Origin of the sequence: Corynebacterium sp. HMSC055D05 (assembly GCF_001810365.1) — a bacterium.
GTDB lineage: Bacteria > Actinomycetota > Actinomycetes > Mycobacteriales > Mycobacteriaceae > Corynebacterium > Corynebacterium coyleae.
In genome coordinates, this window is the sequence record NZ_KV801073.1 from 1 (window position 1) to 22,373 (window position 22,373).

A 22,373-nucleotide genomic window follows, 5' to 3' on the forward strand; every position below is an offset into this window, starting at 1 on the left:
CCGATAGCAGACACACATTTTGTCGCTTAACCCAGCCTTAACCCACAGGCCCCCGCCCTGACTGCCTGAAGAAAAAGAAAAACCGTCAGTTTCCTGACGGTTTGCGTTGTGGTCCTAGCTGGGATCGAACCAGCGACCTTTCCGGTGTGAACGGAACGCTCTTCCACTGAGCCATAGGACCGAACGAGTTGCTAGATTACACGGATGGAGCGCCACGGACGAATCCGCAGGCCACAACCACTTTCCCCCCAAGAGAGCCTTCCCCTGCCTAGTTTGACACCTTGAATCGCGTGCGGCTCCCGAGAATTACATCGCTGAAACCTCATTAACCAACCCGCACCAAGTGCCGTGAACTGCCGATTTGGATACAAGCGGTGAATGAGGATAAGGTTTGTTCTCGCAATCAGCGCGGTAAGCGCGGAGAGCATGCGGATGTAGCGCAGTTGGTAGCGCATCACCTTGCCAAGGTGAGGGTCGCGAGTTCGAGTCTCGTCATCCGCTCCAGTTCCATCAAGGAACGTGGGCGCGATTAGCTCAGCGGTAGAGCACTACCTCGACACGGTAGGGGTCACTGGTTCGATCCCAGTATCGCGCACAGAGGGTCTTCCCCTCGTCAACTGAATACAAGATGCGGATGTAGCGCAGTTGGTAGCGCATCACCTTGCCAAGGTGAGGGTCGCGAGTTCGAGTCTCGTCATCCGCTCCAAGTACTTCGGAGTTCCCGAATACTTTGGAGGTAACTCCACGGTGGATTGGTCGAGTGGTTAGGCAACGGTCTGCAAAACCGTGTACACGGGTTCGATTCCCGTATCCACCTCCAAGCTGTCACCAGCCAAGCGCGATTAGCTCAGCGGTAGAGCACTACCTCGACACGGTAGGGGTCACTGGTTCGATCCCAGTATCGCGCACAGAGGGTCTTCCCCTCGTCAACTGAATACAAGATGCGGATGTAGCGCAGTTGGTAGCGCATCACCTTGCCAAGGTGAGGGTCGCGAGTTCGAGTCTCGTCATCCGCTCCAAAAAAGACTGTCTATCGTTTCGGTAGGCAGTCTTTCTTTTATCCCCTTTTCTATAGGCGCTGCAATTGCCAAGCCCCGAAACGTACCGCGCAAATGCTCCAGTGCACAAGAAGCAGAATCAACAGCGCAAAGGATAATTGGGACCACCCCTGGTACCAAGCGCCTAAGCACAGCGTTCCCACCGGGAATGTGGCACCCCACCACCCCGGACCGTAGGGCGAAATTGTCACTACCGCCTGGTAGAAGCAATACATTGCGAACAAGGAACACGGCACTCCGATCACGAACATGACAATGCCGTAGAGGTGGGCGTCGAAAAGCACTGTAGATGCGGCCGTCGATTGCCCGACGACGCCTAGTGGGATCCAGGCTGTACCTGCGGCTGCGCCACTTGGGTGGTAACGGTGGCGCATGAATGACCAAAAGCAATAGGCAAACAGCGGAATTGCCGTTGTCAACGTGAGCCAGAAACACACCACACCGACATAGTGGTAGAGCGCTCCATGCTCATCGGATAGCTGCCCTCCAGACGTTGCGGCCACCATTGGCGTGACCAACGCAAGGCCCCAGGGAAACGCAGGTTTTCCATAGAGGCTCGGTCGCTTCCAAAACGCCCAAAGCTGCCACAAACACACTAGTGCGGAAAGCGGTGCACCGATCCACCAACTGGCCAACTGGAATCCATCGTTACCGGTCAGCGCGGTCCACGCTGAGCCGCAAGACAGTAGCCCCATCGTGTACATGCCCCACGCCGCCATATTTTGGTGGCGAGGAGGCTCATGTCGAGCGCCCACCGTAAAAACCGCAAGCAACACAGCGGCACACAGGGCGAACGCGATCTGGCAGAGACGAAAGCCATGCAAACCAGACAAGGTGGAGGCAATTGAAGTGCCCATCAAGGCACCGGCCCACGCCGGACCGTACTTTGGCAACTGCATGATAACCACGCTATGCCTGTTCCCAACCTATTAGCGAATCTGTGTGTGCAGCTCCCCCGATTGTTGCCTCTGCTGTTCTCGCTCACTGCAATGGTCATGAGACTTCAATAGGCATCGCTTCATCAAAATCCTAAGGGGCTATCCTACCGGCGTGCAGAAACTTTCTGGTGGCCTCCTCGCCGCGCTGGCTTTGTTTACCGCCTCTGGCCCCCTGGGCATCGACATGTACCTCCCGGGCATGCCAGAACTAGCTACGAGTTTGTCGACGACCCACTCATTTGCCCAGATGACCATTACCGGGTTCATGCTCGGTATGGCCCTTGGCAATCTCTTGTTTGGGGCGATTTCCGACGGGACTGGACGAAAGCCTGTCATTATTGTGGCTTCCGCCGTTGCCCTTGTTGCCTCGGTGGCTTGCGCGCTAGCCGATTCCATCGCATTTCTCATTTGCGCCCGCTTCTTCCAAGGCCTCGCAGGTGGATGCGCGATCGTTGTTGCTCGTGCTGTCGTCCCCGACATTGCTCACGGAAAACAAGCCGCGCGCGGGCTTTCAGCGCTCATGGCGATCTCCGGGTTTATGCCTGCAATCGCCCCGGTGCTTGGTGGCCTCATCATTCCCGCATTCACCTGGCGCGGCGTTTTTTGGACAATCGCTGCAGTCAATCTTGCGCAGCTCGTTGTCGCTTTGTGGCTCGTTCCCGAGACGCTGCCCTCCCACAAGCGGACAAGTGGCACCTTGCGCCAGATGTTTCCGCGGATGGGGCGCTGTCTACAACGTCCCGCGTTCACTGGATACATGGTGGCTGCAGGTTTGGGCTTTGGCACGCTCTTTTCCTACATCGCGGCTTCTCCCCTAGTCCTCCAATTGCAGCTCGGTCTGAGCCCAACCACATTCTCTCTCGTCTTCGGGAGCATCGCGTTGCTCATTCCACTGAGCAACACGCTCAACATGCGGCTGCTCAAGCGGCACCAGCCGCGCGCGCTCCTTACCGTCGCACTCGGAGTTGATCTCACAGTGGGTGCGATACTCCTCGCATTTTCCATTTTGGGTCCAAGCACCGCAATGATTCCTTTTATCGCAATCCTCTCCGCGATGGCGGGATTCATCATGGCGAATGCTTCCGCTCTCGCTATCGAGGAAGTGCGAGACATCGGTACCGGAGCCGGAACCGGTGTCATGGGGTTCTTCCAATTCATTATCGGTGGACTCGTTCCACCACTTGTTGCGCTCGGCCCAAACCCAGCCGCTGCGATGGCGCTCGGCGTGCTCACCTGCGCTGGTTTGGCGCTTACGGGAGCACGCATCAGCTCACGCTTTCACCGAAGCTGATCAGCTTCAACCCACCACGTTCCAAAACCACGAGGCCAGAAACAAAACCGCTTTACAATTAACGACGATGCTTACCCCCAACACCTCAGACCAGCTTCCCGACTCGATCGACACGCAGGTATTGATTGGGCCGGTTCTTCCACCTGGGGAGTGCGAGACACGCTTGATTGGTATTGCTTCGCTCACCGGGGTTGCCGCAATCGAGGGAGCATCTGCCGGCTTGGGAAATGCGACCGATTTCGCATTGCTCAACGCCCTTCGCGTGTGGTCTGATGCAGTGCTCGTTGGTGCGGAAACGGTACGAAAGGAAGACTACTTCGGTGCGCGAGTCTCGCCAGAGAAACAGCAACAACGGAAGGAAAACGGGCAGTCTGTCGCGCCTCCGATTGTGGTGTTAAGCCGCAGCCTCGGTTTTGATACGTCCTCGCAGCTCTTCTCCAATAGTCTCGCAGCGCCGATATTCGCCGTCCCCCAGGATATGCTCGATACCCCTGAGGTTGCTGCTCGCGCACATGACATCACCGAGGCTGGTGGCAGCATCCTCCCGCTTACAGATGACTCCATGCGAACAGCAATTGAAGCGCTGCACATGCACGGTATGTCCCGCATCGTTTGCGAGGGAGGTCCACAGCTCAACACCCAGATGCTGAATGAAGACGCGGTAGACGTATTTCATTACACCATCAGCCCTCACGCAGTGCTGCAGCCTTCTGAAGTGAGGTTGTTCGGGCACAGTGACGACGATCGCAACATCCCCTTTGTTCTCGAGTCGGTTAAAGCAACAAGCGATTCCCTGCTGTTTTGCCGTTACCGAAGGGTGCGGGACCGAAAAGGCTAATCGAGCCGGTACGGTATCACCCGTGATGTTGCAAACTCGCCTCCATGATTTTTGGGTCGCCCCAGCGCCCGTCGCGACGCGTTCCCACGCGGAGGTACCAACCTCCACGCTTCGAGGCGCAGGTGCTTTGGCTTGGCCACTGGCAGTCATCTTGATCGTGCACAGGCTTTTTGTCCTCGCACGCACCGGATCGGTGACCGACGACTTCACTACGGTCTGGTCGGCGGCACGCCGCTTCGTCGACCGAGTACCTGTGTACAACGAGATTTACGAGCACGTTGACCCGCACTACCTCTATAACCCGGGTGCTACGCTGCTACTTTCTCCTCTTGGGATGCTTCCAAGTATGGAAAGCGCGAGGCCATTTTTCATCCTGTTCAACGCGCTTTGCATTATTGCTGCAGTCACATGGCTTACGCGGCTAGCGGGCTTCCGCATGTCTCACCCGGTGCTTCCAATCGCATTAGCCCTTGCATTTATGACGGAAGCCGTGACAAATACCTTGGTGTTTTCGAACATCAACGGCGTACTGCTTCTCGCCCTGACTGCGTTTATCGCGTTGTTTCTCGCTAGGCGTGATGTCGGTGCGGGTATCGTGCTCGGGCTGGCGGTCGTCGTCAAGCCAATGTTCGCTCCGCTTCTCGTACTGCCACTGATGAAAATGCGGTGGAAGGTAGTTGCTAGCGGTGTCGCCGTACCTGTATTCCTCAACGTCATTGCCTGGCCGCTGACTCCAGGTGCTCGCGACTACATCGACGTTGTTGTGCCGTATCTAGGCATCACACGCGACTATGCCAACTCTTCGCTCGCAGGTTTTGCCGTCTATTTCGGTATGCCTGCCTGGGCGCACACCATCCTCTTTGTCGTCGCTGCATCTGCTGTTGCGGCGGCGATCATTGGTTTAGCCCGCTGGCGTTATAGCGACGAATGGCTTTGGCTGACCTTGAGCACCGGCGTCCTGCTCGCAGGCGTATGCCTACTGTCCTCACTCGGACAGGCGTACTACTCGATGATGCTCTTCCCCGCCCTGTTTACTGTGTTTCACCGCGCCAGCCCCCTGCACACTTGGCCAACGTGGCTGGGCGCCGTTTTATGTCTCGCGCCACTGAGTTGGGTTACGCCTGACGCGATACTGCTTGGACGGTGGCTGAACACTTTTCTTCCCACATTTGGATGGGCCGTGTTTATTGTCGCGGTGGCATCGTGGGTATGGTCTACTCAAATCACATCGGCGCCACAAAAGGAGAGGACACGACAATGAGCGAATCCAAACCAAATTACAAGGACTTCACCGAAGCACAGTGGCGAGAAAAACTTAGCCCTGAAGAGTTTCGGGTCCTGCGGGAGGCCGGCACCGAGGCACCCGGTGTGGGCGAATACACCAACACCACCACTGAAGGTGTCTACCGCTGTAGAGCATGTGGTGAGGAACTGTTTCGGTCCTCAGAAAAGTTCGACGCACACTGCGGGTGGCCAGCATTCTTTTCCCCACTGGCGGGCGATCGGATTATTGAGCGCGAAGACCGCTCTCACGGAATGATCCGTACGGAAGTACTCTGCGCGAACTGTGGCTCTCATCTCGGCCACGTGTTTGCCGGCGAGGGTTTTGACACCCCCACCGACCTGCGTTACTGCATCAACTCCATTAGCCTGACGCTGGAAGAGGCCTAGGGCCTCATCCGGCCTACGGCAGGATGTTGATGATCTCCGCGATGTCGCTGACGCGACGTCCGGTCTGGAACGGAACCTCCTCGCGCACGTGCAGGCGGGCCTCGGTGTAGCGCATCGTCTTCATCAGGGCCTCAATGCGCTCGAGCGTTGGCGCCTCAAATGCCAGCATCCACTCGTAGTCGCCGAGCGTAAACGCCTCGACGGTGTTCGCGCGCACGTCCGCAAAGTCGCGGGCGGCTTGGCCGTGTTCAGAAAGGATTCGGCGACGCTTCTGGGGGTCCATGATGTACCAGTCATACGAGCGAACGAAGGGGTAGACCGTGATCCAGTCACCCGGTTCCTCCCCCATAATGAAACTCGGCAGGTGGGACTTGTTGAACTCTGCAGGACGGTGCAAACCGTTGCCAAGCCAGCTCACCTCAACGAGCTGACCGAACGCAGTCTCACGTCGGAAATCAGCCAGTGCCTTTTGTAGGTCGGAAAACTCTTCTGCGTGCCACCAGATCATGAAGTCTGCATCAGCACGAATGCCGGTGTTGTCGTAGATACCACGAACAACAACGACGCCCTCTTCTTCAAGCTTGCGGAAGAAAGCCTGCGCTTCTTCGATGATACGAGTACGTTCCGTCCCAAGAGCACCGGGAATTGCACGGAACACTGCAAACTGCAGATAACGCTGCGTGGCGTTGAGTTTCGCAAAGTCAAGCTTGGCCATGATGACGCTCCTTCCCTGCCGATACGGCAGATCAAACTAAAGTCGTAATGAGTCTACGCTGTCGCACATTGCGTCTCGACGATATGTCGGCGCGCCTCCCCCACCACACGCAACGGGTCGATACCTTTATGCGTGTGATGAATCCGGACACCACCCCCCAGACCTCCACACATAGTGCGGATACGCTCGGGGAAGGCGCGAACGAGAACTGGCCGGCGGATTTTTCTAAGGCCGTCGAGTCAATGCATGCAGCCCAGCTGCGTCCTGAGATTTCCCTCGGGACCATCCGACCGCCGCAGCGACCAGCACCGTTTAGCCATGCTGTGGGGCTCGAAGTAGTCCACCCGAACGAGGACGGTGACAACATCCCGGTCGATTCAGAAGGCGATGCTTTCGGCCGACTAATCCTCCTACACTCCCCTGCCGCCGAGGAGGCCTGGGAGGGCACCATGCGGCTGGTGGCCTATATCCAAGCGGACATGGATGATGCTGTGGCGTCAGACCCGTTGCTACCTGACGTCGCTTGGCAGTGGCTCAATGAATCGCTCGCGGAGACCAGTGCTGGGTTCACCAATCTTGGCGGCACGGTTACGTCGACCGCATCAGTACGCTTCGGTGAGATCGGTGGACCTCCCCGCGCATACCAGTTGGAGATGCGCGCCTCCTGGACTGCTGAGGGGATCGACTTGAAGAGCCACGTCGAGGCTTTTTCCAAGGTTTTGGCACATGTTGCCGGGCTTCCACCAGAGGGTGTGACACAGCTCAACGCACGCTAGGGCATACTTACGCAACATGACATCCCAGGTGCAGTACCACCTCGTAGAAACTCCCGAGCAATTCTCTCGCGCAGCGGCGGCATTGGCAGAAGGTCGAGGCGCTTACGCCATCGATACCGAGCGCGCAGCGTCATTTCGTTATGACGACCGAGCGTTCCTCGTGCAGATTTATCGACGAGATACCGATACGTACCTGTTCGCCCCGGAAGGCAACCGGGACGCGCTTCATGATGCCCTCGCTCCCGTCATCAACGGTGAGGACTGGATTATCCACGCTGCCGTCGATGATCTTAAGTCGCTCGCAATGCTCGGTCTCTACCCAGGCACAATCTTTGACACAGAACTCGCATCCCGCTTCGCAGGGTTTAATAGGCCAAATTTGGCGGCGATGGTGCAGCACTTCGTGGGAGTAGAACTTAAAAAAGGTCACGGCCACGAGGACTGGTCCACCACACCTCTGCCACCAACGTGGCAAGAATACGCCGCGTTAGATGTCGCACACCTCCACGATCTCGCAGAGGCTCTCGCCGAGCAATTGGACAACGAAGGCAAGCTTTCGTTCGCCGAGCAGGAGTTTGAGCGGATTGTCAACGAGCTCGGACCGGACAACGCACCCTTTAATGAGACATGGCGTGACATGAAGGGAGTGTCAGGGCTACGCTCCGCCAGGAGCCTGCAGCTCGCTAAAACGCTGTGGACCGCCCGCGACGAACATTGCCGAAAAGAAGACATCTCTCCCGGTCACATGCTCTCGAGCGAATCAATCGTCACCATCGCTCGTACTGTGCCATCCTCCCCATGGGAACTACGAAACTGCCTGCGCTACCGATCGCTCAATACAACGAAAGCCAAATTCTGGTTTAGTCTCGTCGAACAGGCGCTCGCTGAGGACCCCGAACAATGGCCAACCCCCGCGCAGCCTGCACCGACTGACCCTCCCGCAAAAATTGTGTGGGAACACGACTACCCACGTTCCTGGCACGCATTGCAGTCGGCGCGAAAGTACGTCTCTGAAGTGGCGGCGCAACAAAACATCCGTCCAGATATGCTGCTCTCTTCTGCAGTGCTGCGACAAGTTATGTGGACCGCCCCAGACTCCGACGCCGTATGGAGCACTGACGCTGCTGCTATGCAACTGAAGCGTGCTGGGGCACGCCCATGGCAGATCGCCCTTACGGCACCGCTGCTCGCGCGGGCCCAAGCTGAAGCGAAAGCAGCAAGAATCCCGCAGGGCAAAACCCCGTCATCTGGGCGAGCTGCAGCACGTCGCCGTCGCAGGAAGCGCGCTCAATAGCGCCTTACTCGCTGTCAGCGAGTCGCTGTGCCCACTCTCTAATCTGCAGGGCGGCAGACTCCGCATCGAGTCCATACTCCTCGAGGATTTCGTCGCGGGACCCGTGCAGGGGGAACACATCCGGAAACGCGAGTTGGCGTAGCGGTGTGTCCACCTCTGCTGCCGAAAACGCCTCAGCGATAGCAGATCCGACGCCGCCTCGAATGATGCCGTCTTCATAGACCACAACCATGTCAGCTTCGACAGCCAGGTCACACAGCGCGGCGTTGACGGGAATGATCCAACGGGGATCGACAACAGTTACGCGGATACCGTCGTCGACAAGCGCATCTGCAATCTCGAGCGCGGCCTGACCAAATGCGCCGACGGCAACGAGTAGCACGTCGATTTCTGAATCGCTGCTATCACCTGTGGGTTCGGCGAGGATATCTACACCGCCGACGTTTCGCAGTGCCGGGATCGTCGGGCCGGCAGAGCCCTTCGGGAACCGTACGATCGTCGGGGCGTCGTCGACAAGAAGGGCCTCCCTGAACTCTTCGCGCAACGACTGAGTGTCTCGAGGTGCGGCGATACGGACACCCGGGACGATCGATGCGATCGCCATATCCCAAACACCGTTATGGCTTGCGCCGTCGGAGCCAGTTACGCCTGCACGGTCCAGCACTAACGTAACCGGCTGGTGGAGCAAACCTGCATCCATAAGCAACTGGTCAAAAGCACGATTGAGGAAGGTCGAGTAAATCGCCACAACCGGGTGCAATCCACCGAGTGCCATACCAGCGGCAGACGTCACTGCGTGCTGTTCCGCAATCCCCACATCGAAGAACCTGTCTGGGAACTGCTCACCAAATGGCTGCAGACCGGTTGGCCCCGCCATTGCCGCAGTGATCGCAACGATGTCATCGCGTTCGTGGCCTGCGCGAAGCAGCTCTTCGGTGAAAGCGGCGGTCCAACCTGGCTTAGAGGTGGCCAGTGCTTTTCCTGTTACAGGGTCGATCACGCCGGTAGAGTGCATCTGGTCGGCTACGTCATTGACTGCCGGGGCGAAACCGTGGCCTTTCTCAGTGACAACATGCACGATCAACGGCCCCTCGTAGCGCTTGGCATACTTAAAGGCGTTGAGCAGTGCCTTGAGATCATGCCCCTCGACCGGACCGACATATTTCATACCAAGGTCCGGGAACATTTCGGTTGGAAGAACCTGATACTTCACGCCTTCCTTGAGCGCATGCAACGCATCAAAGGTCTTCTCTCCGACCCACCCCATAGATTTGAGGGTCTTTTTCCCAGACTCCATGACCTCGTCGTAGCCAGGCTGGATCCGAATAGCGGCTAGCTGGTCACGGAGCTTGGTCAGGTTATTGGCCAGTCCGCCAATCGTCGGAGAGTACGAACGGCCGTTGTCGTTAACCACGATGACAACGTTGCGGTTTCCGGCCGCGATGTTGTTGAGTGCTTCCCAACACATGCCACCTGTGAGCGCTCCGTCACCGACAACTGCGATGACGTGATCGTCCGAACTACCGGTGAGTTCCTTCGCTTTGGCAAGACCGTCAGCATAGGACAGCGAGGCACTGGCATGGGAAGATTCGGTCCAGTCGTGTTCTGATTCAGATCGCGACGTGTACCCAGAAAGACCGCCCTTCTTGCGCAAGGAATCAAACTGGTTCGCACGTCCAGTCAAAATCTTGTGCACATACGACTGATGCGATGTGTCAAAGATGATCGGGTCGTTCGGGGAATCGAAAACGTAATGCAGCGCCAGTGTCAGCTCAACAACGCCGAGGTTCGGTCCGAGGTGTCCTCCGGTTGCTGACACTTTCTGGATGAGCAGCTGCCGGATCTCGTCCGCGAGCGCGTTGAGCTGGCTCGGCGCGAGCTTCTGCACGTCTGCCGGTGTCTCAATATGCTCGAGCAGTCCCACTATCCTGTCGCTCTCCTTCAGGTTTTTCGCCGCGATGCGGTCCGCATCTGCAGTGTTCCCGTATGGTTTCCGCACGTTGCGTAGTGCGGAATCGGTTCTGGTCAGCTTACACTCCGAAATTGGTTGACCCTATTCCTCCGCACCACCATTGTGGTCAGGCACAAGTGATGCCATGACCTCAAAATGGTGAGTATTGGGAAAAGCATCGATAAGAGCGATGTGCTCGACTCTAAATCCGTGCGCGCCAAAGCCTGCGAGGTCGCGCGCAAAGGTTGCTGGATCACAACCGATGTGAATGATGCGTTCTGGAGCCGCTTGCGCAATCTTGTCGACGACATCACGCCCTGCCCCTGACCGGGGCGGATCTAAGACAACAAGTCCCGGAGCCGGAAGCTCGCTGATTCCAACTTCCACCTTCGCATTGTGGCGATGCACATCAAACTCGTCTTCCACTGGCTGTGGGGTCGCCGTCGCCGAAGCGGAGTAATCAACACTGTCGATCCTGCCGCCGCCGATTGCCTCATTGATCGCAGGCACAAATGCACCGACGCCTCCGTACAGATCCCATCCGTTACGGTGCGTGTAGTTGTCGCTTCCCCATTCTTTAATGAGGTCGCTATAGGTTTGCGCCGCGTTGAGGTGCGCTTGCCAAAATGCTGTAGGGGGAAAGGAAAACTCGTGACCGTCTACCACCTCGGTGACCAACCCCGGGCCTTCAAGCACCTTGTGAATACGCTCAACGCGTCGGCCACGCTGCGCCGACTGTGTTTCCACAACGTGACGTTTCCCGCGGAAATCCACGACCGCCACAATCTCACTGCCGGGCGTGTATCGAGCCGCGTCGTCGCCAATGATGCCGTCGAGCACTTGCGGCGCGACCTGACTACACACGACACCACCGACAACGTCTGTCGATTTCAGTGCACGCATTCCGGCTCGTCCTTGCGGGTCAACGCCCATGCGGACACGGGTGCGCCAACCAGTTCTGGGTTCAAGCTCCACAACCCGCAATTGCTTCTCGACGACATCCGCCTCGACAACACCACTCTTGCTCGCAAGCGCACCGAGTTGGCCAAGAAGAACATCGCGTTTGAGCGATACCTGTACCGCCGGGTCAACGTGCGCGAAGTCGCAGCACCCCGCACCTGCTGCTGCCGCAGGACAAGCCGATCTGACCCGGTGAGGCGATGGATCCACTACTTTGACAAGCTCTGCACGTGCCCAGCGTTTTTTCACACGGGTCAGTCGCGCTTCAACCGTGTCGCCGGGAATTGCGCCCGCGATGAAAACGACGCGCCCGTCTGGGGCGTCGGCGATGCCTTCTCCCCCGTGCGCCATTGCCCTCACAGACAACTTCAGCACGAGGCCGGCAGTAATCTCGTCAGTCACAGCTACTCGGACTTACCGCGTCCGGCTTGGCGCTGAGCGCGCTGCGCCTCACGGAATTCGCGGAGCTGCTTTTGGCCTTCGACATTTTGAGCGATGATCTTCTGCAACGCGTCGCTCAGCACGTTCGGGTTACCCTCCGCGGGGGCTTCCTGAGCGCCCTGAGCCTGCTGAGCACGCGCCTCCACAGCCTCTTGCACCTGCTTTGCCAGCTGCTCAGGAAGCACAACGGGGAGAGAGTTTCCAGCAAGAATCGGGTCGTCGCCACGGTAAACAAACGAGCGCGCGACCGTTTCACGACCAAGTTGCGCAAGCTGGTCTTCCGAACCGGACGGAGCAGCAAGTGTCACGCGGTAGAGCCAGCGCGGCCCCTCCACACCGATGATTCGAATGACGCCGTTAGTACCGGTTCCGACGATCTCTTGACCCCAGGGTCCCTGCTCAACTTCGACGGGCATACCCTCAGAACGCATACCTTCGATGATCTCTTCGGAAGATTCCTCCCACAAACCACCGGTTCGCGGAGCAGCAAACGCCACCGGGGTCAGGCGGCCGAAGCGGGTGACGATGTGAACCATCTTGGGGCCCTGCTCGCCCATCTCCACCTGGACCTGAGATTCCTTCGGCAGTGGAATCCGGATGGATCCGAGGTTCAGCGTGGCCTGGGAGAAGTCCGAAAAGTCAAAGTCATCAATGTTGACGTTATCGCCATCGAACGGACCCGTGGAGCCATTGATCGGGTCATAATCTGTAAGGACCTGCACGCCTTCTGCCACACGAAGCTCCGGCGCCTCTACCTGCGCATCTGCCGTAGCAGATGCCGACTGGGTATCAGCAACCGATTCGGGCGCCTCAGCCTCGGACGCTGCCGGTGCCGCGGTTGACTCCTCTACAACCTTCTGCGGTTCCGGGGTTGTTTCGGCCTTCTTCTTCCTCCTGAACGGCCAGATTGCCATTGCAGGTACCTCCTCTAAATTCTCAGTACGTTTTCGTCGCTAAAGACTGTAGCCCCCAGAGCGACACAGAGTTAGTTCGTGCCAGTCGATCCGTAGCCGCCAGCGCCTCGGACCGTCTCATCGAGCTCGTCTACTTCTTTAAAGCTTGCCAGTTCCACACGTTGCACGACGAGTTGTGCGATACGCATTCCACGTGTGATGACAATCGGCTCAGACCGGTCGGTGTTAATGAGGCACACCTTGAGCTCGCCCCGGTACCCTGCATCGACGGTTCCGGGAGTATTTACAATGCTCAAGCCCTGCTTTGCTGCGAGCCCGGAACGCGGGTGAATCAATCCTACTGTGCCTACAGGAAGCGCAATCGCAATTCCTGTGCCAATAAGCGCTCGCTCACCTGGTTGGAGCGTCACATCCTCTGCGGAGTAAAGGTCAGCTCCGGCATCTTCCGGGTGAGCCCGGTGAGGCAAGGGCAAATCAGGGTCAAGTCGCTTGACTGCGATTGGGCCGATGGTGTCGTCGATACGCGCGATTGATTGTTGCTCTTCCACGCTGCCAACCATACGGCAGCTGGGTTCCTCCGATATCAATGCCTAAGGTATGAGGGGTGACTACGAACCCAGTGAATCCTTCCGACACTTCCGCTCCGGATGCACCGAAAGTGCTGTATACCGAGCGCCAATGGGTGCCTTGGTACTGGTGGGCTGCAGTTGCAGGCCTGACGCTGCTCCTCGCAGGCGAGCTCGCACTGAACCGCAACATGTGGTGGTTTGTTGGCGGCTTTGTTGTTGCAGGCGCGTTAGCGGTCTGGTTTTTGGTGTGGCTTTCACGCTACACGCTGACCGTTGAGCAGGACCCTGACGGGACCCGCTGGTTGCTCGCCGGGGATGCGAACTTGCCCAGTACGGTCGTGGACCGCGCGACGGTTGTGCCGGCTTCCGCCCGCCAGAATGCTTTGGGTAGGCAACTCGATCCGGCAGCGTTCCTCATCACGCGGTCGTGGGTGCCCGAGCATGTTCTTCTCGTGCTCGATGACCCTGAGGATCCGACGCCGTATTGGCTTATTTCAGCAAAAGACCCGGAAGCCGTGCTTGATGCATTCGTTCCGGGCCTTACGGGCCGCTCCTAATCTCTGCGAGGAGCGGATAACGGCTTGCGCCGCCTGGTACTAATTACTCGCAGTCGAGGCAGATCTTGGAGCCGTCGTCCTCGACATAGGCGAGGCGCTTGTTCTTTTGCACCAAGAAGCAGGACGCGCAGGTGAATTCGTCTTCCTGTCGCGGCTTGACCTCAACATTGAGTTCCTCACCCGAGAGGTCCTGCGTCGGGGGCTCGACAGGCTCAACGATTTCCCCATCATCGTCCATGCTGCTGCCTGCAACCTCTGCTGCCTTCAGGCCTTCGAGGGAGTCGGTTTCGATGTCGTCGTCCATGCGGCGGCGCGGCGCATCGTAATCGGTGGCCATGCTTGATGTTCCTCCAGCTCAACGTCGTGCTTGATCGCGCCTCTACACGCGACATTTGAGCGGAATACTAAAGCACGTCCATGCTTCTGTCATCTTTGCTGGTAGAAACTCATTTTTTCGACATCATCCGCACAAGGGTGCAAGTTTGTACACTGCGCACATGACCTCACCTCAACCACACAACGAGTCGCACGTGTCGCGCTCAGTTTCCCCTTCATCCCGGTTCGGCTTTGGAGTTGACGTTGGAGGCTCCTCCCTGAAGGCTGCGGTTGTCGACCTTCACAGTGGCGAATTTCACGGTGAAAGACTTGAGGTGCCTACGCCACAACCGGCGACCCCTGACGCTATTGCAGAGGCGATCGCGCAGTTAACGCGTCAAGCAGCATGGTCAGGCCCGGTTGGGATTGCGCTTCCGAGCGTGATTGTCCGCAACATTGCCCGCACTGCGGCGAATATTGACCCGACTTGGGTGGGCACGGATGTGGTTGAGCTCTTCTCTACCGTGCTGGGGCACCACGATGTCACTGTGCTCAACGATGCCGACGCAGCCGGGCTTGCGGAGGTGTCTTTCGGAAGCCCCGAAGCACAGCGCGGCTCTGCCTTGTTTCTGACGTTTGGCACGGGTATCGGCTCAGCGCTTCTAGCTAACGGTCAGCTCTTTGCCAATAGCGAGCTCGGGCATCTGCTTATCGACGACACCGAGGCCGAACACCTTGCGTCATCCGCCGTGCGCACGAGGGAAGGCCTTTCTTACGCCGATTGGGCCAAGCGCGTGGAAACTGTTCTTTGCGAATACGAACGACTCCTCAACCCGGATGTCATCATCGTTGGCGGCGGTGTTTCGGAAAACAGTGACCAGTGGGTTCCACTGCTGAACGTCAACACTCCAGTAGTTGTGGCCAAGTTACTGAATCGAGCAGGCATCGTGGGCGCTGCCAAGGCCGGTGCCGGTCATGTCGCTGGCTCACCTCATAGGTAAATCCTGTAGGGTGTTGACATTCTGCATATTCGGGCTACGCGCCCATACGTGCAGTAGGCACATAAAAATGGAACGTTCACCTGCTTGCTAGGATGGGCGTTCTGAAAATTTTTATGTGCTTGCGTACCCTGGTTTTCCAGTGGTAGCAAACACTGCACCAACTGCACTTCACAACGGTGAAGTGCACATCGCAGTGGTTGTGGGCCGAACCTCTTGCGAGGTCCCGGCCCCGAGATAGTCTGATGAGTCGAAAGGGCGTACGTGGTAGCCAGCGAAGCTTCAAGCAACAACACCGTTCATGGCGAGCCTGTGGATCCGTCAAACGGTGGCGAGAGCAACGGTTCCGGTACCGACTCGAAGCCTGCCAAGAAGACGGTGAAGAAAGCAGCCAAAAAAGCAGTGAAGAAAACCGCGAAAAAGACTGCTAAAAAGACTGCGAAGAAAACCGCGAAAAAGACAGCCAAGAAGACGGTAAAGAAGTCCGCGAAGAAAACTGTCCGTAAGTCTGCGGCGAAGCGCACCACAAAGGCTGCTCAAACCGCTGCAGCGAAGGCGGACGAAGCCGAGACCGAGGATCTCGAGGCAACAAGCGCGGACGACGAGTCCTTGGATCCGACCGATGCCGAGGATTACGACCCGGACATGGGCGACGATGAGGACGACGCGTTCGACGAAGATCTCGACGGTGCCATGGACGACGCCGACGAGACCGAAGACGAAGATGACGAGGAAGAAGAGGACGACGGTTCTTCTGTCTGGGACATTGAAGAATCCGCTGCCCTGCGCCAAGCACGCAAGGATGCTCAGCTGACCGCATCCGCGGACTCTGTTCGTGCCTACCTCAAGCAAATCGGCAAGGTTGCACTTCTCGATGCAGAGCAAGAGGTCTCTCTTGCGAAGCGCATCGAGGCAGGACTCTACGCACAGCACCGTCTCGACGAGATGGCACGTGCTGCTGCAGAAGGCGACAAGGATGCAAAGCTCACGCCTGCGGTAAAGCGTGATCTCCGCGCGGTTGCTCGTGATGGCCGCAAGGCAAAGAACCATCTGCTCGAGGCGAACTTGCGTCTCGTCGTGTCGCTGGCCAAGCGTTACACCGGCCGCGGGATGGCATTCCTGGATCTGATTCAGGAAGGAAACCTTGGCCTCATCCGTGCCGTTGAGAAGTTCGACTATTCCAAGGGCTACAAGTTCTCCACCTATGCCACGTGGTGGATCCGCCAGGCAATTACGCGTGCTATGGCAGACCAGGCCCGCACCATTCGTATTCCGGTGCACATGGTCGAGGTCATCAACAAGCTTGGCCGCATTCAGCGTGAGCTGCTGCAGGACCTCGGTCGCGAGCCAACGCCGCTCGAACTGGCAAAGGAAATGGATATCACCGAGGAGAAGGTCCTCGAGATCCAGCAGTACGCTCGTGAGCCGATTTCGCTCGACCAGACGATTGGTGACGAGGGCGATAGCCAGCTCGGCGACTTCATCGAAGACTCCGAGGCAGTCGTTGCCGTGGATGCCGTGTCCTTCACGCTTCTACAGGATCAGCTGCAAGACGTTCTGCACACGCTCACCGAACGTGAGGCTGGCGTCGTTCGCCTGCGCTTCGGCTTGAGCGATGGCATGCCGCGCACCTTAGATGAGATTGGTCAGGTCTACGGCGTCACGCGTGAACGTATCCGCCAGATCGAGTCGAAGACGATGTCGAAGTTGCGTCACCCGTCGCGCTCCCAGGTGTTGCGCGACTACCTGGACTAAATTTTCACGCGACAAAGCTCAGCGCCCCGGCCAGATCATGTATCTGCCGGGGCGCTGAGCTTGCGCTTTACTCGGTGCTACTCGTTTACGGCGAGTATCACCGCGGTCTTTAGTTCGAGGACCCTTCCATTTCATTTATCTTTTCATTGAAGCCATCTTCGATGCACTTCTGGTATGCAGCGTTGTCCGATTGGTACTGTTCACAATCGCCGATGATGTCCTTGGCAAAGTACACACCCCAGAAGATCATCACCGCAGTTGCGATCATTGCGAAAGCGCCTAGGACCAGGCCGGTCACCGCCATGCCTTTGCGGGAACCCGGCCCCACGATGTTCTTCGATTTACGGATACCAACGATGCCGAGGATCACCGCGATGACACCAAGAATGATGGCACCGAACAACGTGAACATGGCAGGGATCGAGAGAATGCCGAAAATCAGGGCTGCCATTGCAACGCCATTAGGTTTCTGCTCCCCTACCGGCGCTGTGCCGTAGGGCGCGCCGTAAGCGGAGGGGCTCTGGGCCGTGTCATAGCCCGCTGGTGCCTCATAGCCGGCGTAGTTGTTCGCTGTGTCGTAGCCTTCCGGCTGCGGCTGGTTATAGGGCGAGACTCCCTCAGGGTGGCCGTTCGGGTCGTTCGGGTAACCGTTGGGGTTGTAGCGGTCAGTCATTCGTTTCTCCTCGTTTTACGTAATGTGCCCGCCCACTGTACCGACTTCGGTGTCACCAGTCACGAAGGTATGCGATGCGTTCTCGGAGCTGTTCCGCGCTACACAGTGCAGTCGGTGGACCTCCGCAGGCCTTTCGTACCTCGGTGTGGATCGCACCGTGTGGGCGACCAGTTTTGCTGGCGACGATGGATACGCGCGCGTTGAGTTCGCTGCGTAGCTGAGGGAGTTCGTCAGCTGCAGTTGCACTTTGGGGAGTCTCCTCCACCGGCTGTGTTACCTTCTGCGGCTCCCCGAGGATCTCTGCTCGTTCACGAGCGCGTCGTTCCTCTGCCCGGCGCGCTTTTTCTTCAGCATCGCGTGCGTCGAGTTGGTCGGCCTGGCGTTTGGCCAGCAGGGTGCGTACTTGCTCGGCGTCGAGGAGGCCGGGCAGTCCGAGGAAGTCTTGTTCCTCTGCAGAGCCGGCGACTGTTGGGGTGCCGTAGGTGGATCCGTCGAAGATCAGCGAGTCGAGCTCCGCCGATGCTCCGATGGTTTCGTATCCGGAGGTTTCGTCGGGTTCGTTTTGGGTGCGGTTGGCCTGCTCGAGCAGTTCGTCGGACCAGCCGGATTCGCGGTGAGGTTTGCCTAGGACGTGGTCGCGAGAAACTTCCATTTCCTCAGCCAGGCGCAGCAGCACTGGGACGGAGGGCAGGAAGACGGAGGCCGATTCGCCGGGCATGCGGGAACGGACGAAGCGTCCGATGGCCTGGGCGAAGAACAATGGTGTGGATGCTGAGGTTGCGTAGACGCCGACGGATAGGCGTGGCACGTCGACGCCTTCGGACACCATGCGGACAGCGACCATCCATTCGTCGCGAGATGCTGAGAATTCGTCGATTCGATCGGAGGCGCCTGGTTCGTCGGAAAGAACGAGCGTGACTGGGGTGTTGGAAAGTTTTTCCAGGATCTTCGCGTATGCGCGGGCGGTGGTTTTGTTGGTGGCGATGACTAGTCCGCCAGCGTCTGGCATGTTTGCGCGGACTTTCATCAGGCGGGTGTGTGCAGCATTAAGGACGGCTGCGACCCAGTCACCTTTCGGGTCCAGTGCGGTCTTCCATGCACGTGCGGTTTGTTCGGCGTTCAGTGGTTCGCCGAGGCGAGCTGAGTACTCCTCCCCTGCTGAGTCTTTCCATTGTGCTTCGCCCGAGTATGCAAGGAACACCACGGGTCGGACGACGCCATCGGCCAGTGCGTGGGAATAGCCGTAGGTGTAGTCCGATTCTGAGACGAGGTGGCCGGCGCCGTCTTCGACGTAGCGCACGAAAGGAATCTGCGAGTCGTCGGAACGAAATGGTGTACCGGTCAGAGCGAGTCGGTGTTCGACGTCGTTGTATGCCTCGTAGACACCATCACCCCAGCTCTTGGAGTCACCTGCGTGGTGGATCTCGTCGAGAATCACCAGCGTGCGTCGTGCTGAAGCGACAGCATGGTGTTTGAAGGGGTGCATACCTACTTGCGCATACGTGACGACGATGCCGTCGTAGGCGGCGTTGACTGCCGAAGAGTTGGTGAAGTTTGGGTCCAACGACATTCCGAACCGCTTGGCGGCGTCCGACCACTGGTGCTTGAGGTGTTCGGTCGGTACGACAACGATAATGCGCTGAACGGTGCGGTCAGCAAGCAGGGTCGAGGCAAGCGTGAGCGCGAAGGTGGTCTTACCTGCGCCGGGCGTTGCCACAGCCATGAAGTCGCGTGGCTTGGTACTCAGAAACGAATCGAGGGCCTCCTGCTGCCATTTGCGCAGCGAAGGCCCAGAAGACGCGGCTGTCACTTGCGGCGCAGCCCCTTATAGATCCGCTCGCAGTCCGGGCACACCGGAGAGCCGGGCTTTGCTTGTTTTTTCACCGGGAAGGTTTCGCCACACAGGGCGACGACCATTTTGCCGGAAATCGCAGAGTCGACAATTTGGTCTTTTTTGACGTAGTGGAAAAACTTCGGGGTTCCGTCGTCGGTTGTCGACGAGGTATCTTCCCGCAAATCCGGGCGTTCAAGTGTCTTCGTCGTCGTGTTCACGCGCTCTATCATGCCCCAAATTGAGCGAGAGGTTAAGCCGGAGGGCTAACCTCGACGCATATGAGCACCAATGAGAACGTTTCCCCCGATTCTGATCCGCGGGACCGAGCCCGTGACGGGTTGTTCTCTAGTTTGAGCCAGGACGATCAGACGGTTGACGCTCAAGCCGAGGATGTCGTCGACTCCTCTGTGCCCCACTCGCGTCGCCGTCGTCGCATGGCCCGCGCCTTGATCACAGACGCGGTGACGAGTCCTGAACAAAACCGGCAGTCTCGTGAGAAGCAGTACGCCATTTTGCAGGGGCTTCGCCTACCGTTCATCCTCGCCGCGATCTGGGCTGCGTGGATGAGCTGGTGGGTGCTGGCGGCGATATTGTTCGTCGTCTCGGTACCGCTGCCTTGGATTGCGGTGGTGTTGGGCAACGCACAGGGCGAGAAGCGGGATGCACGCTCAAAAAACGTGTACAAGCCTGCGGTAGTGCGTGAGGAGATTCGGTTGGAGAACTCTCGTCGTGTGGCGCTCGAGAGTTCGTCATCAAGCACGGCAAACGTGCCCGATATCATCGATCACGACGACGGTGGGGATGATGCAACAGGAGACAACGATGAGTGATTCAGTAACGGTAAGCCCGGAGACAGCGAAAACTCTTGCCCAAGCATTGGCAAAGGCCGGTTTTACGTCCGCAGGGATTGCTGAGCACCTTGGGCCAGCCGCGACGCAGGCGATGTTTCGCGGTGAGCCTGGAGTAGTGCGCCACGCGTGCCAGGATGGGTCCCGTTTGTCGCGGTTGATCCGGTTTTTTATCTTGCGCGAGCCATGCACCGCAGCGGAACTCAGTGATGTGCTGTCGCAAGAGCTTGTGCAGCTGCTTATCGACGACTGCGTGGTCGCCCCTGCAACCGACAATGCCGAACTTCACATCGCACTCGATGTGCGCCCGCATGTGATCGCAGATGAGGAGCGCTTTGTCTTTTCCGATCTCGATGCGTCGATGACCGACATCGTCCCAGGACACGATCATGTTCTCGGCGTTGGCGCCGCTTCCTTATCACTGCTTTCGGCTGCGCCTCAGACACCGGTGTCGTCTGTTTTGGATTTGGGAACGGGTTCGGGGGTGCAGGCACTTGCACAGGCCCACGTTGCTAAGAGAGTTGTCGCGACAGATGTTCACGGTCGAGCGCTGGACTTAGCTCGAGCGACGTTTGCTGCCAACGGTGTAGACAATGTGGAACTGAGGCAAGGAAGTTGGTTTGAACCTGTTGCGGGCGAACGGTTCGACCGCATTGTGGCCAACCCCCCATTTGTTGTCGGACTACCCGAGGTGGGCCATGTCTACCGCGATTCAGGCTTGGATCTTGATGCGGCCTCCGAGCTCGTTGTCTCCGGCGCAGTGGAACATCTTGCCGAAGGCGGCCGTGCTTTCATCCTGGGTTCCTGGGTGCACAGCAAGGATGCGTCCTGGCAGTCTCGAGTGGCGTCGTGGTTGCCCAGCACAGGAGTGAACGCCTGGGTGCTGCAGCGCGATGTTGTGGATCCAGGGATGTACATCTCCACGTGGCTTCGCGACGAATCCATCGACCCCCGCTCTACTGAAGGCATCGAACGCACCGAACGGTGGCTGGAGCACTTTGCGCAAAATAACGTCACTGGAATCGGATTCGGGTGGATTGTCTTGGAAGATATCGGCGATGCCGCAACTGAGGTCACCGCTGAGGAACTATCCCAGCATTTCACTGACCGCTTAGCACCGGAGGTTGAAGAATACTTCCTGCGTAGCGATTGGCTGCGTGGAAAATCCTTCGCCGAAGTTCTTGATGCCCAATACATGCTGCGCCCAGGGGTCGCGCTTGAGGAGGTCAGTTTGGCCGACACCGAAACCGGTATCGGCTTCGCACCCGAGGTCATCCGTGTGACTCGCACGGACGGGCCACGGTTTACCCATACCGTGGATGCTGGGGTGCTCTCCGTTATTCGTGGGCTGCACCCGCAAGGCCTTGCGCTTCGCGACGTCACTGGGCTCTACGCTGCTGCCAACGGTATTAACGACGAGGCTGCACTACATGAACTTGAGCAATCCAGCTCGGCAGCCACAGTTGATCTTGTCCGTCATGGCGTTGTCCTACCCGCAGAAATCGCCGCTATCTGATCAGAAACAGAGGAATATCCTGTGAAAGCCGTCCTGACCCGCGTTTCCGAGGCTTCCGTCACCGTCGACGGCGACGTTGTCGGCGCTATCAATTGCGCTGAGACAGGCGGAATCCTCGCCCTTGTCGGCGTTGGCCGCGAAGACGACGAAGAAGCCTGGCAAAAGATGGCCCGCAAAATTGCAGAACTGCGCATTCTCGACGGGGAAAAGTCCGTTGAAGACGTCAATGCTCCGGTGCTTTTAGTCAGCCAGTTCACGCTTTTAGGCCGCACTGCCAAGGGTCGCCGCCCATCGTGGGGAGACGCTGCCCCTGGCGAAGTTGCGGAGCCAATCATCGCAAAGATCGCGTCGGCACTGCGTGAACGCGGAATTCATGTCGAAGAAGGGCGATTCGGCGCCAACATGCAAGTCCAGAGTGTCAACGAAGGGCCGTTCACCGTGTTGGTAGAAACGTAACGCTC

Annotated in this window: 22 protein-coding genes and 7 tRNA genes; 18 read left to right on the top strand and 11 right to left on the bottom strand. The window is 58.1% G+C overall.

Going from position 1 to position 22,373, the window contains the following annotated elements; translation table 11 throughout:
* Positions 1 to 109: 109 nt before the first annotated feature.
* Positions 110 to 181 (bottom strand) — tRNA-Val (locus HMPREF2734_RS05875).
* Positions 182 to 428: 247 nt separating this feature from the next.
* Here HMPREF2734_RS05875 and HMPREF2734_RS05880 point away from each other — a divergent pair.
* The 6 genes from HMPREF2734_RS05880 to HMPREF2734_RS05905 all read left to right on the top strand — a co-directional run bounded on the left by HMPREF2734_RS05880 (position 429) and on the right by HMPREF2734_RS05905 (position 1,019).
* Positions 429 to 504 (top strand) — tRNA-Gly (locus HMPREF2734_RS05880).
* Positions 505 to 523: 19 nt separating this feature from the next.
* Positions 524 to 595: transfer RNA gene (locus HMPREF2734_RS05885), tRNA-Val, on the top strand.
* 35 nt (positions 596 to 630) lie between these two features.
* Positions 631 to 706, top strand: a tRNA-Gly gene (locus tag HMPREF2734_RS05890).
* 40 nt (positions 707 to 746) lie between these two features.
* Positions 747 to 820 (top strand) — tRNA-Cys (locus HMPREF2734_RS05895).
* 16 nt (positions 821 to 836) lie between these two features.
* Positions 837 to 908, top strand: a tRNA-Val gene (locus HMPREF2734_RS05900).
* A gap of 35 nt (positions 909 to 943) precedes the next feature.
* Positions 944 to 1,019, top strand: a tRNA-Gly gene (locus HMPREF2734_RS05905).
* 50 nt (positions 1,020 to 1,069) lie between these two features.
* Here the strand turns inward: HMPREF2734_RS05905 and HMPREF2734_RS05910 are convergent.
* Positions 1,070 to 1,957, bottom strand: coding sequence for an SLAC1 family transporter (locus HMPREF2734_RS05910; protein ID WP_070422369.1), 888 nt, complete (start codon positions 1,955 to 1,957; stop codon positions 1,070 to 1,072).
* Between the two features lie 151 nt (positions 1,958 to 2,108).
* On the opposite strand from HMPREF2734_RS05910, the gene HMPREF2734_RS05915 reads away from it, so the two are divergent.
* The 4 genes from HMPREF2734_RS05915 to msrB all read left to right on the top strand — a co-directional run bounded on the left by HMPREF2734_RS05915 (position 2,109) and on the right by msrB (position 5,796).
* Positions 2,109 to 3,287, top strand: a complete 1,179-nt coding sequence (locus HMPREF2734_RS05915) for a multidrug effflux MFS transporter (protein WP_070569913.1) — start codon at positions 2,109 to 2,111, stop codon at positions 3,285 to 3,287.
* 67 nt (positions 3,288 to 3,354) lie between these two features.
* Positions 3,355 to 4,125, top strand: coding sequence for a pyrimidine reductase family protein (locus HMPREF2734_RS05920; RefSeq protein WP_070569917.1), 771 nt, complete (start codon positions 3,355 to 3,357; stop codon positions 4,123 to 4,125).
* A gap of 25 nt (positions 4,126 to 4,150) precedes the next feature.
* Entirely contained in the window at positions 4,151 to 5,386 is a 1,236-nt protein-coding gene (locus HMPREF2734_RS05925) for a glycosyltransferase family 87 protein (protein ID WP_070569919.1), read from the top strand.
* Entirely contained in the window at positions 5,383 to 5,796 is a 414-nt protein-coding gene (gene msrB / locus HMPREF2734_RS05930; RefSeq protein ID WP_070483781.1) for a peptide-methionine (R)-S-oxide reductase MsrB, read from the top strand. Before HMPREF2734_RS05925 ends, msrB begins: the two co-directional genes overlap by 4 nt.
* Before the next feature lie 13 nt (positions 5,797 to 5,809).
* On the opposite strand, the gene hemQ is transcribed toward msrB, so the two are convergent.
* Positions 5,810 to 6,514, bottom strand: coding sequence for a hydrogen peroxide-dependent heme synthase (gene hemQ / locus HMPREF2734_RS05935; protein WP_180950015.1), 705 nt, complete (start codon positions 6,512 to 6,514; stop codon positions 5,810 to 5,812).
* Positions 6,515 to 6,648: 134 nt separating this feature from the next.
* Between hemQ and HMPREF2734_RS05940 the strand changes: the two genes are divergently transcribed.
* On the top strand, positions 6,649 to 7,287 hold the full coding sequence (locus HMPREF2734_RS05940; protein WP_371325696.1) for a DUF3000 domain-containing protein: 639 nt from the start codon (positions 6,649 to 6,651) through the stop codon (positions 7,285 to 7,287).
* A gap of 16 nt (positions 7,288 to 7,303) precedes the next feature.
* Positions 7,304 to 8,581 (top strand): HRDC domain-containing protein, encoded by a 1,278-nt coding sequence (locus tag HMPREF2734_RS05945; protein ID WP_070569921.1) that lies wholly within the window; start codon positions 7,304 to 7,306, stop codon positions 8,579 to 8,581.
* Positions 8,582 to 8,585: 4 nt separating this feature from the next.
* Here HMPREF2734_RS05945 and dxs read toward each other — a convergent pair whose 3' ends face one another.
* From dxs to dut, 4 genes are all read right to left on the bottom strand, one after another.
* Positions 8,586 to 10,505 carry a 1-deoxy-D-xylulose-5-phosphate synthase gene (dxs, locus tag HMPREF2734_RS05950; RefSeq protein ID WP_070569923.1) on the bottom strand — a complete coding sequence of 640 codons (1,920 nt, stop codon included), beginning with the start codon at positions 10,503 to 10,505 and terminating at the stop codon, positions 8,586 to 8,588.
* A 129-nt stretch (positions 10,506 to 10,634) separates the two neighbouring features.
* Positions 10,635 to 11,894, bottom strand: a complete 1,260-nt coding sequence (locus HMPREF2734_RS05955; RefSeq protein WP_246816786.1) for a class I SAM-dependent RNA methyltransferase — start codon at positions 11,892 to 11,894, stop codon at positions 10,635 to 10,637.
* Positions 11,895 to 11,896: 2 nt separating this feature from the next.
* On the bottom strand, positions 11,897 to 12,847 hold the full coding sequence (locus HMPREF2734_RS11570) for a DUF3710 domain-containing protein (RefSeq protein ID WP_083292003.1): 951 nt from the start codon (positions 12,845 to 12,847) through the stop codon (positions 11,897 to 11,899).
* A gap of 71 nt (positions 12,848 to 12,918) precedes the next feature.
* On the bottom strand, positions 12,919 to 13,395 hold the full coding sequence (gene dut / locus HMPREF2734_RS05965) for a dUTP diphosphatase (protein ID WP_246816787.1): 477 nt from the start codon (positions 13,393 to 13,395) through the stop codon (positions 12,919 to 12,921).
* A 56-nt stretch (positions 13,396 to 13,451) separates the two neighbouring features.
* Between dut and HMPREF2734_RS05970 the strand changes: the two genes are divergently transcribed.
* Positions 13,452 to 13,973, top strand: coding sequence for a DUF3093 domain-containing protein (locus HMPREF2734_RS05970; protein ID WP_070569925.1), 522 nt, complete (start codon positions 13,452 to 13,454; stop codon positions 13,971 to 13,973).
* A gap of 43 nt (positions 13,974 to 14,016) precedes the next feature.
* On the opposite strand, the gene HMPREF2734_RS05975 is transcribed toward HMPREF2734_RS05970, so the two are convergent.
* Complete coding sequence (locus HMPREF2734_RS05975; protein ID WP_070422359.1) at positions 14,017 to 14,310, bottom strand: DUF4193 domain-containing protein; 294 nt, start codon at positions 14,308 to 14,310, stop codon at positions 14,017 to 14,019.
* A 160-nt stretch (positions 14,311 to 14,470) separates the two neighbouring features.
* On the opposite strand from HMPREF2734_RS05975, the gene ppgK reads away from it, so the two are divergent.
* Together ppgK and HMPREF2734_RS05985 are read left to right on the top strand one after the other, a co-directional pair.
* Complete coding sequence (gene ppgK, locus HMPREF2734_RS05980; protein WP_070569928.1) at positions 14,471 to 15,289, top strand: polyphosphate--glucose phosphotransferase; 819 nt, start codon at positions 14,471 to 14,473, stop codon at positions 15,287 to 15,289.
* A 309-nt stretch (positions 15,290 to 15,598) separates the two neighbouring features.
* Complete coding sequence (locus HMPREF2734_RS05985; RefSeq protein ID WP_070422357.1) at positions 15,599 to 17,041, top strand: RNA polymerase sigma factor; 1,443 nt, start codon at positions 15,599 to 15,601, stop codon at positions 17,039 to 17,041.
* A gap of 109 nt (positions 17,042 to 17,150) precedes the next feature.
* On the opposite strand, the gene HMPREF2734_RS05990 is transcribed toward HMPREF2734_RS05985, so the two are convergent.
* From HMPREF2734_RS05990 to HMPREF2734_RS06000, 3 genes are read right to left on the bottom strand one after another with little or no spacing between them, the layout of a single operon-like run.
* On the bottom strand, positions 17,151 to 17,714 hold the full coding sequence (locus HMPREF2734_RS05990; RefSeq protein WP_070451290.1) for a DUF4190 domain-containing protein: 564 nt from the start codon (positions 17,712 to 17,714) through the stop codon (positions 17,151 to 17,153).
* Between the two features lie 52 nt (positions 17,715 to 17,766).
* Positions 17,767 to 19,524 carry a DEAD/DEAH box helicase gene (locus tag HMPREF2734_RS05995; RefSeq protein ID WP_070451288.1) on the bottom strand — a complete coding sequence of 586 codons (1,758 nt, stop codon included), beginning with the start codon at positions 19,522 to 19,524 and terminating at the stop codon, positions 17,767 to 17,769.
* Positions 19,521 to 19,778, bottom strand: a complete 258-nt coding sequence (locus HMPREF2734_RS06000; protein ID WP_070422354.1) for a DUF3039 domain-containing protein — start codon at positions 19,776 to 19,778, stop codon at positions 19,521 to 19,523. Before HMPREF2734_RS06000 ends, HMPREF2734_RS05995 begins: the two co-directional genes overlap by 4 nt.
* Before the next feature lie 48 nt (positions 19,779 to 19,826).
* Here HMPREF2734_RS06000 and HMPREF2734_RS06005 point away from each other — a divergent pair, with 48 nt between their 5' ends.
* The 3 genes from HMPREF2734_RS06005 to dtd are packed head-to-tail and all read left to right on the top strand — an operon-like array spanning position 19,827 to position 22,368.
* Positions 19,827 to 20,378 carry a DUF3099 domain-containing protein gene (locus HMPREF2734_RS06005; protein WP_083308100.1) on the top strand — a complete coding sequence of 184 codons (552 nt, stop codon included), beginning with the start codon at positions 19,827 to 19,829 and terminating at the stop codon, positions 20,376 to 20,378.
* Positions 20,371 to 21,912 (top strand): DUF7782 domain-containing protein, encoded by a 1,542-nt coding sequence (locus tag HMPREF2734_RS06010; protein ID WP_070569934.1) that lies wholly within the window; start codon positions 20,371 to 20,373, stop codon positions 21,910 to 21,912. The genes HMPREF2734_RS06005 and HMPREF2734_RS06010 overlap by 8 nt, the downstream gene beginning before the upstream one ends.
* A gap of 21 nt (positions 21,913 to 21,933) precedes the next feature.
* On the top strand, positions 21,934 to 22,368 hold the full coding sequence (dtd, locus tag HMPREF2734_RS06015; protein WP_070422352.1) for a D-aminoacyl-tRNA deacylase: 435 nt from the start codon (positions 21,934 to 21,936) through the stop codon (positions 22,366 to 22,368).
* The last annotated feature ends 5 nt before the right edge of the window (positions 22,369 to 22,373 follow it).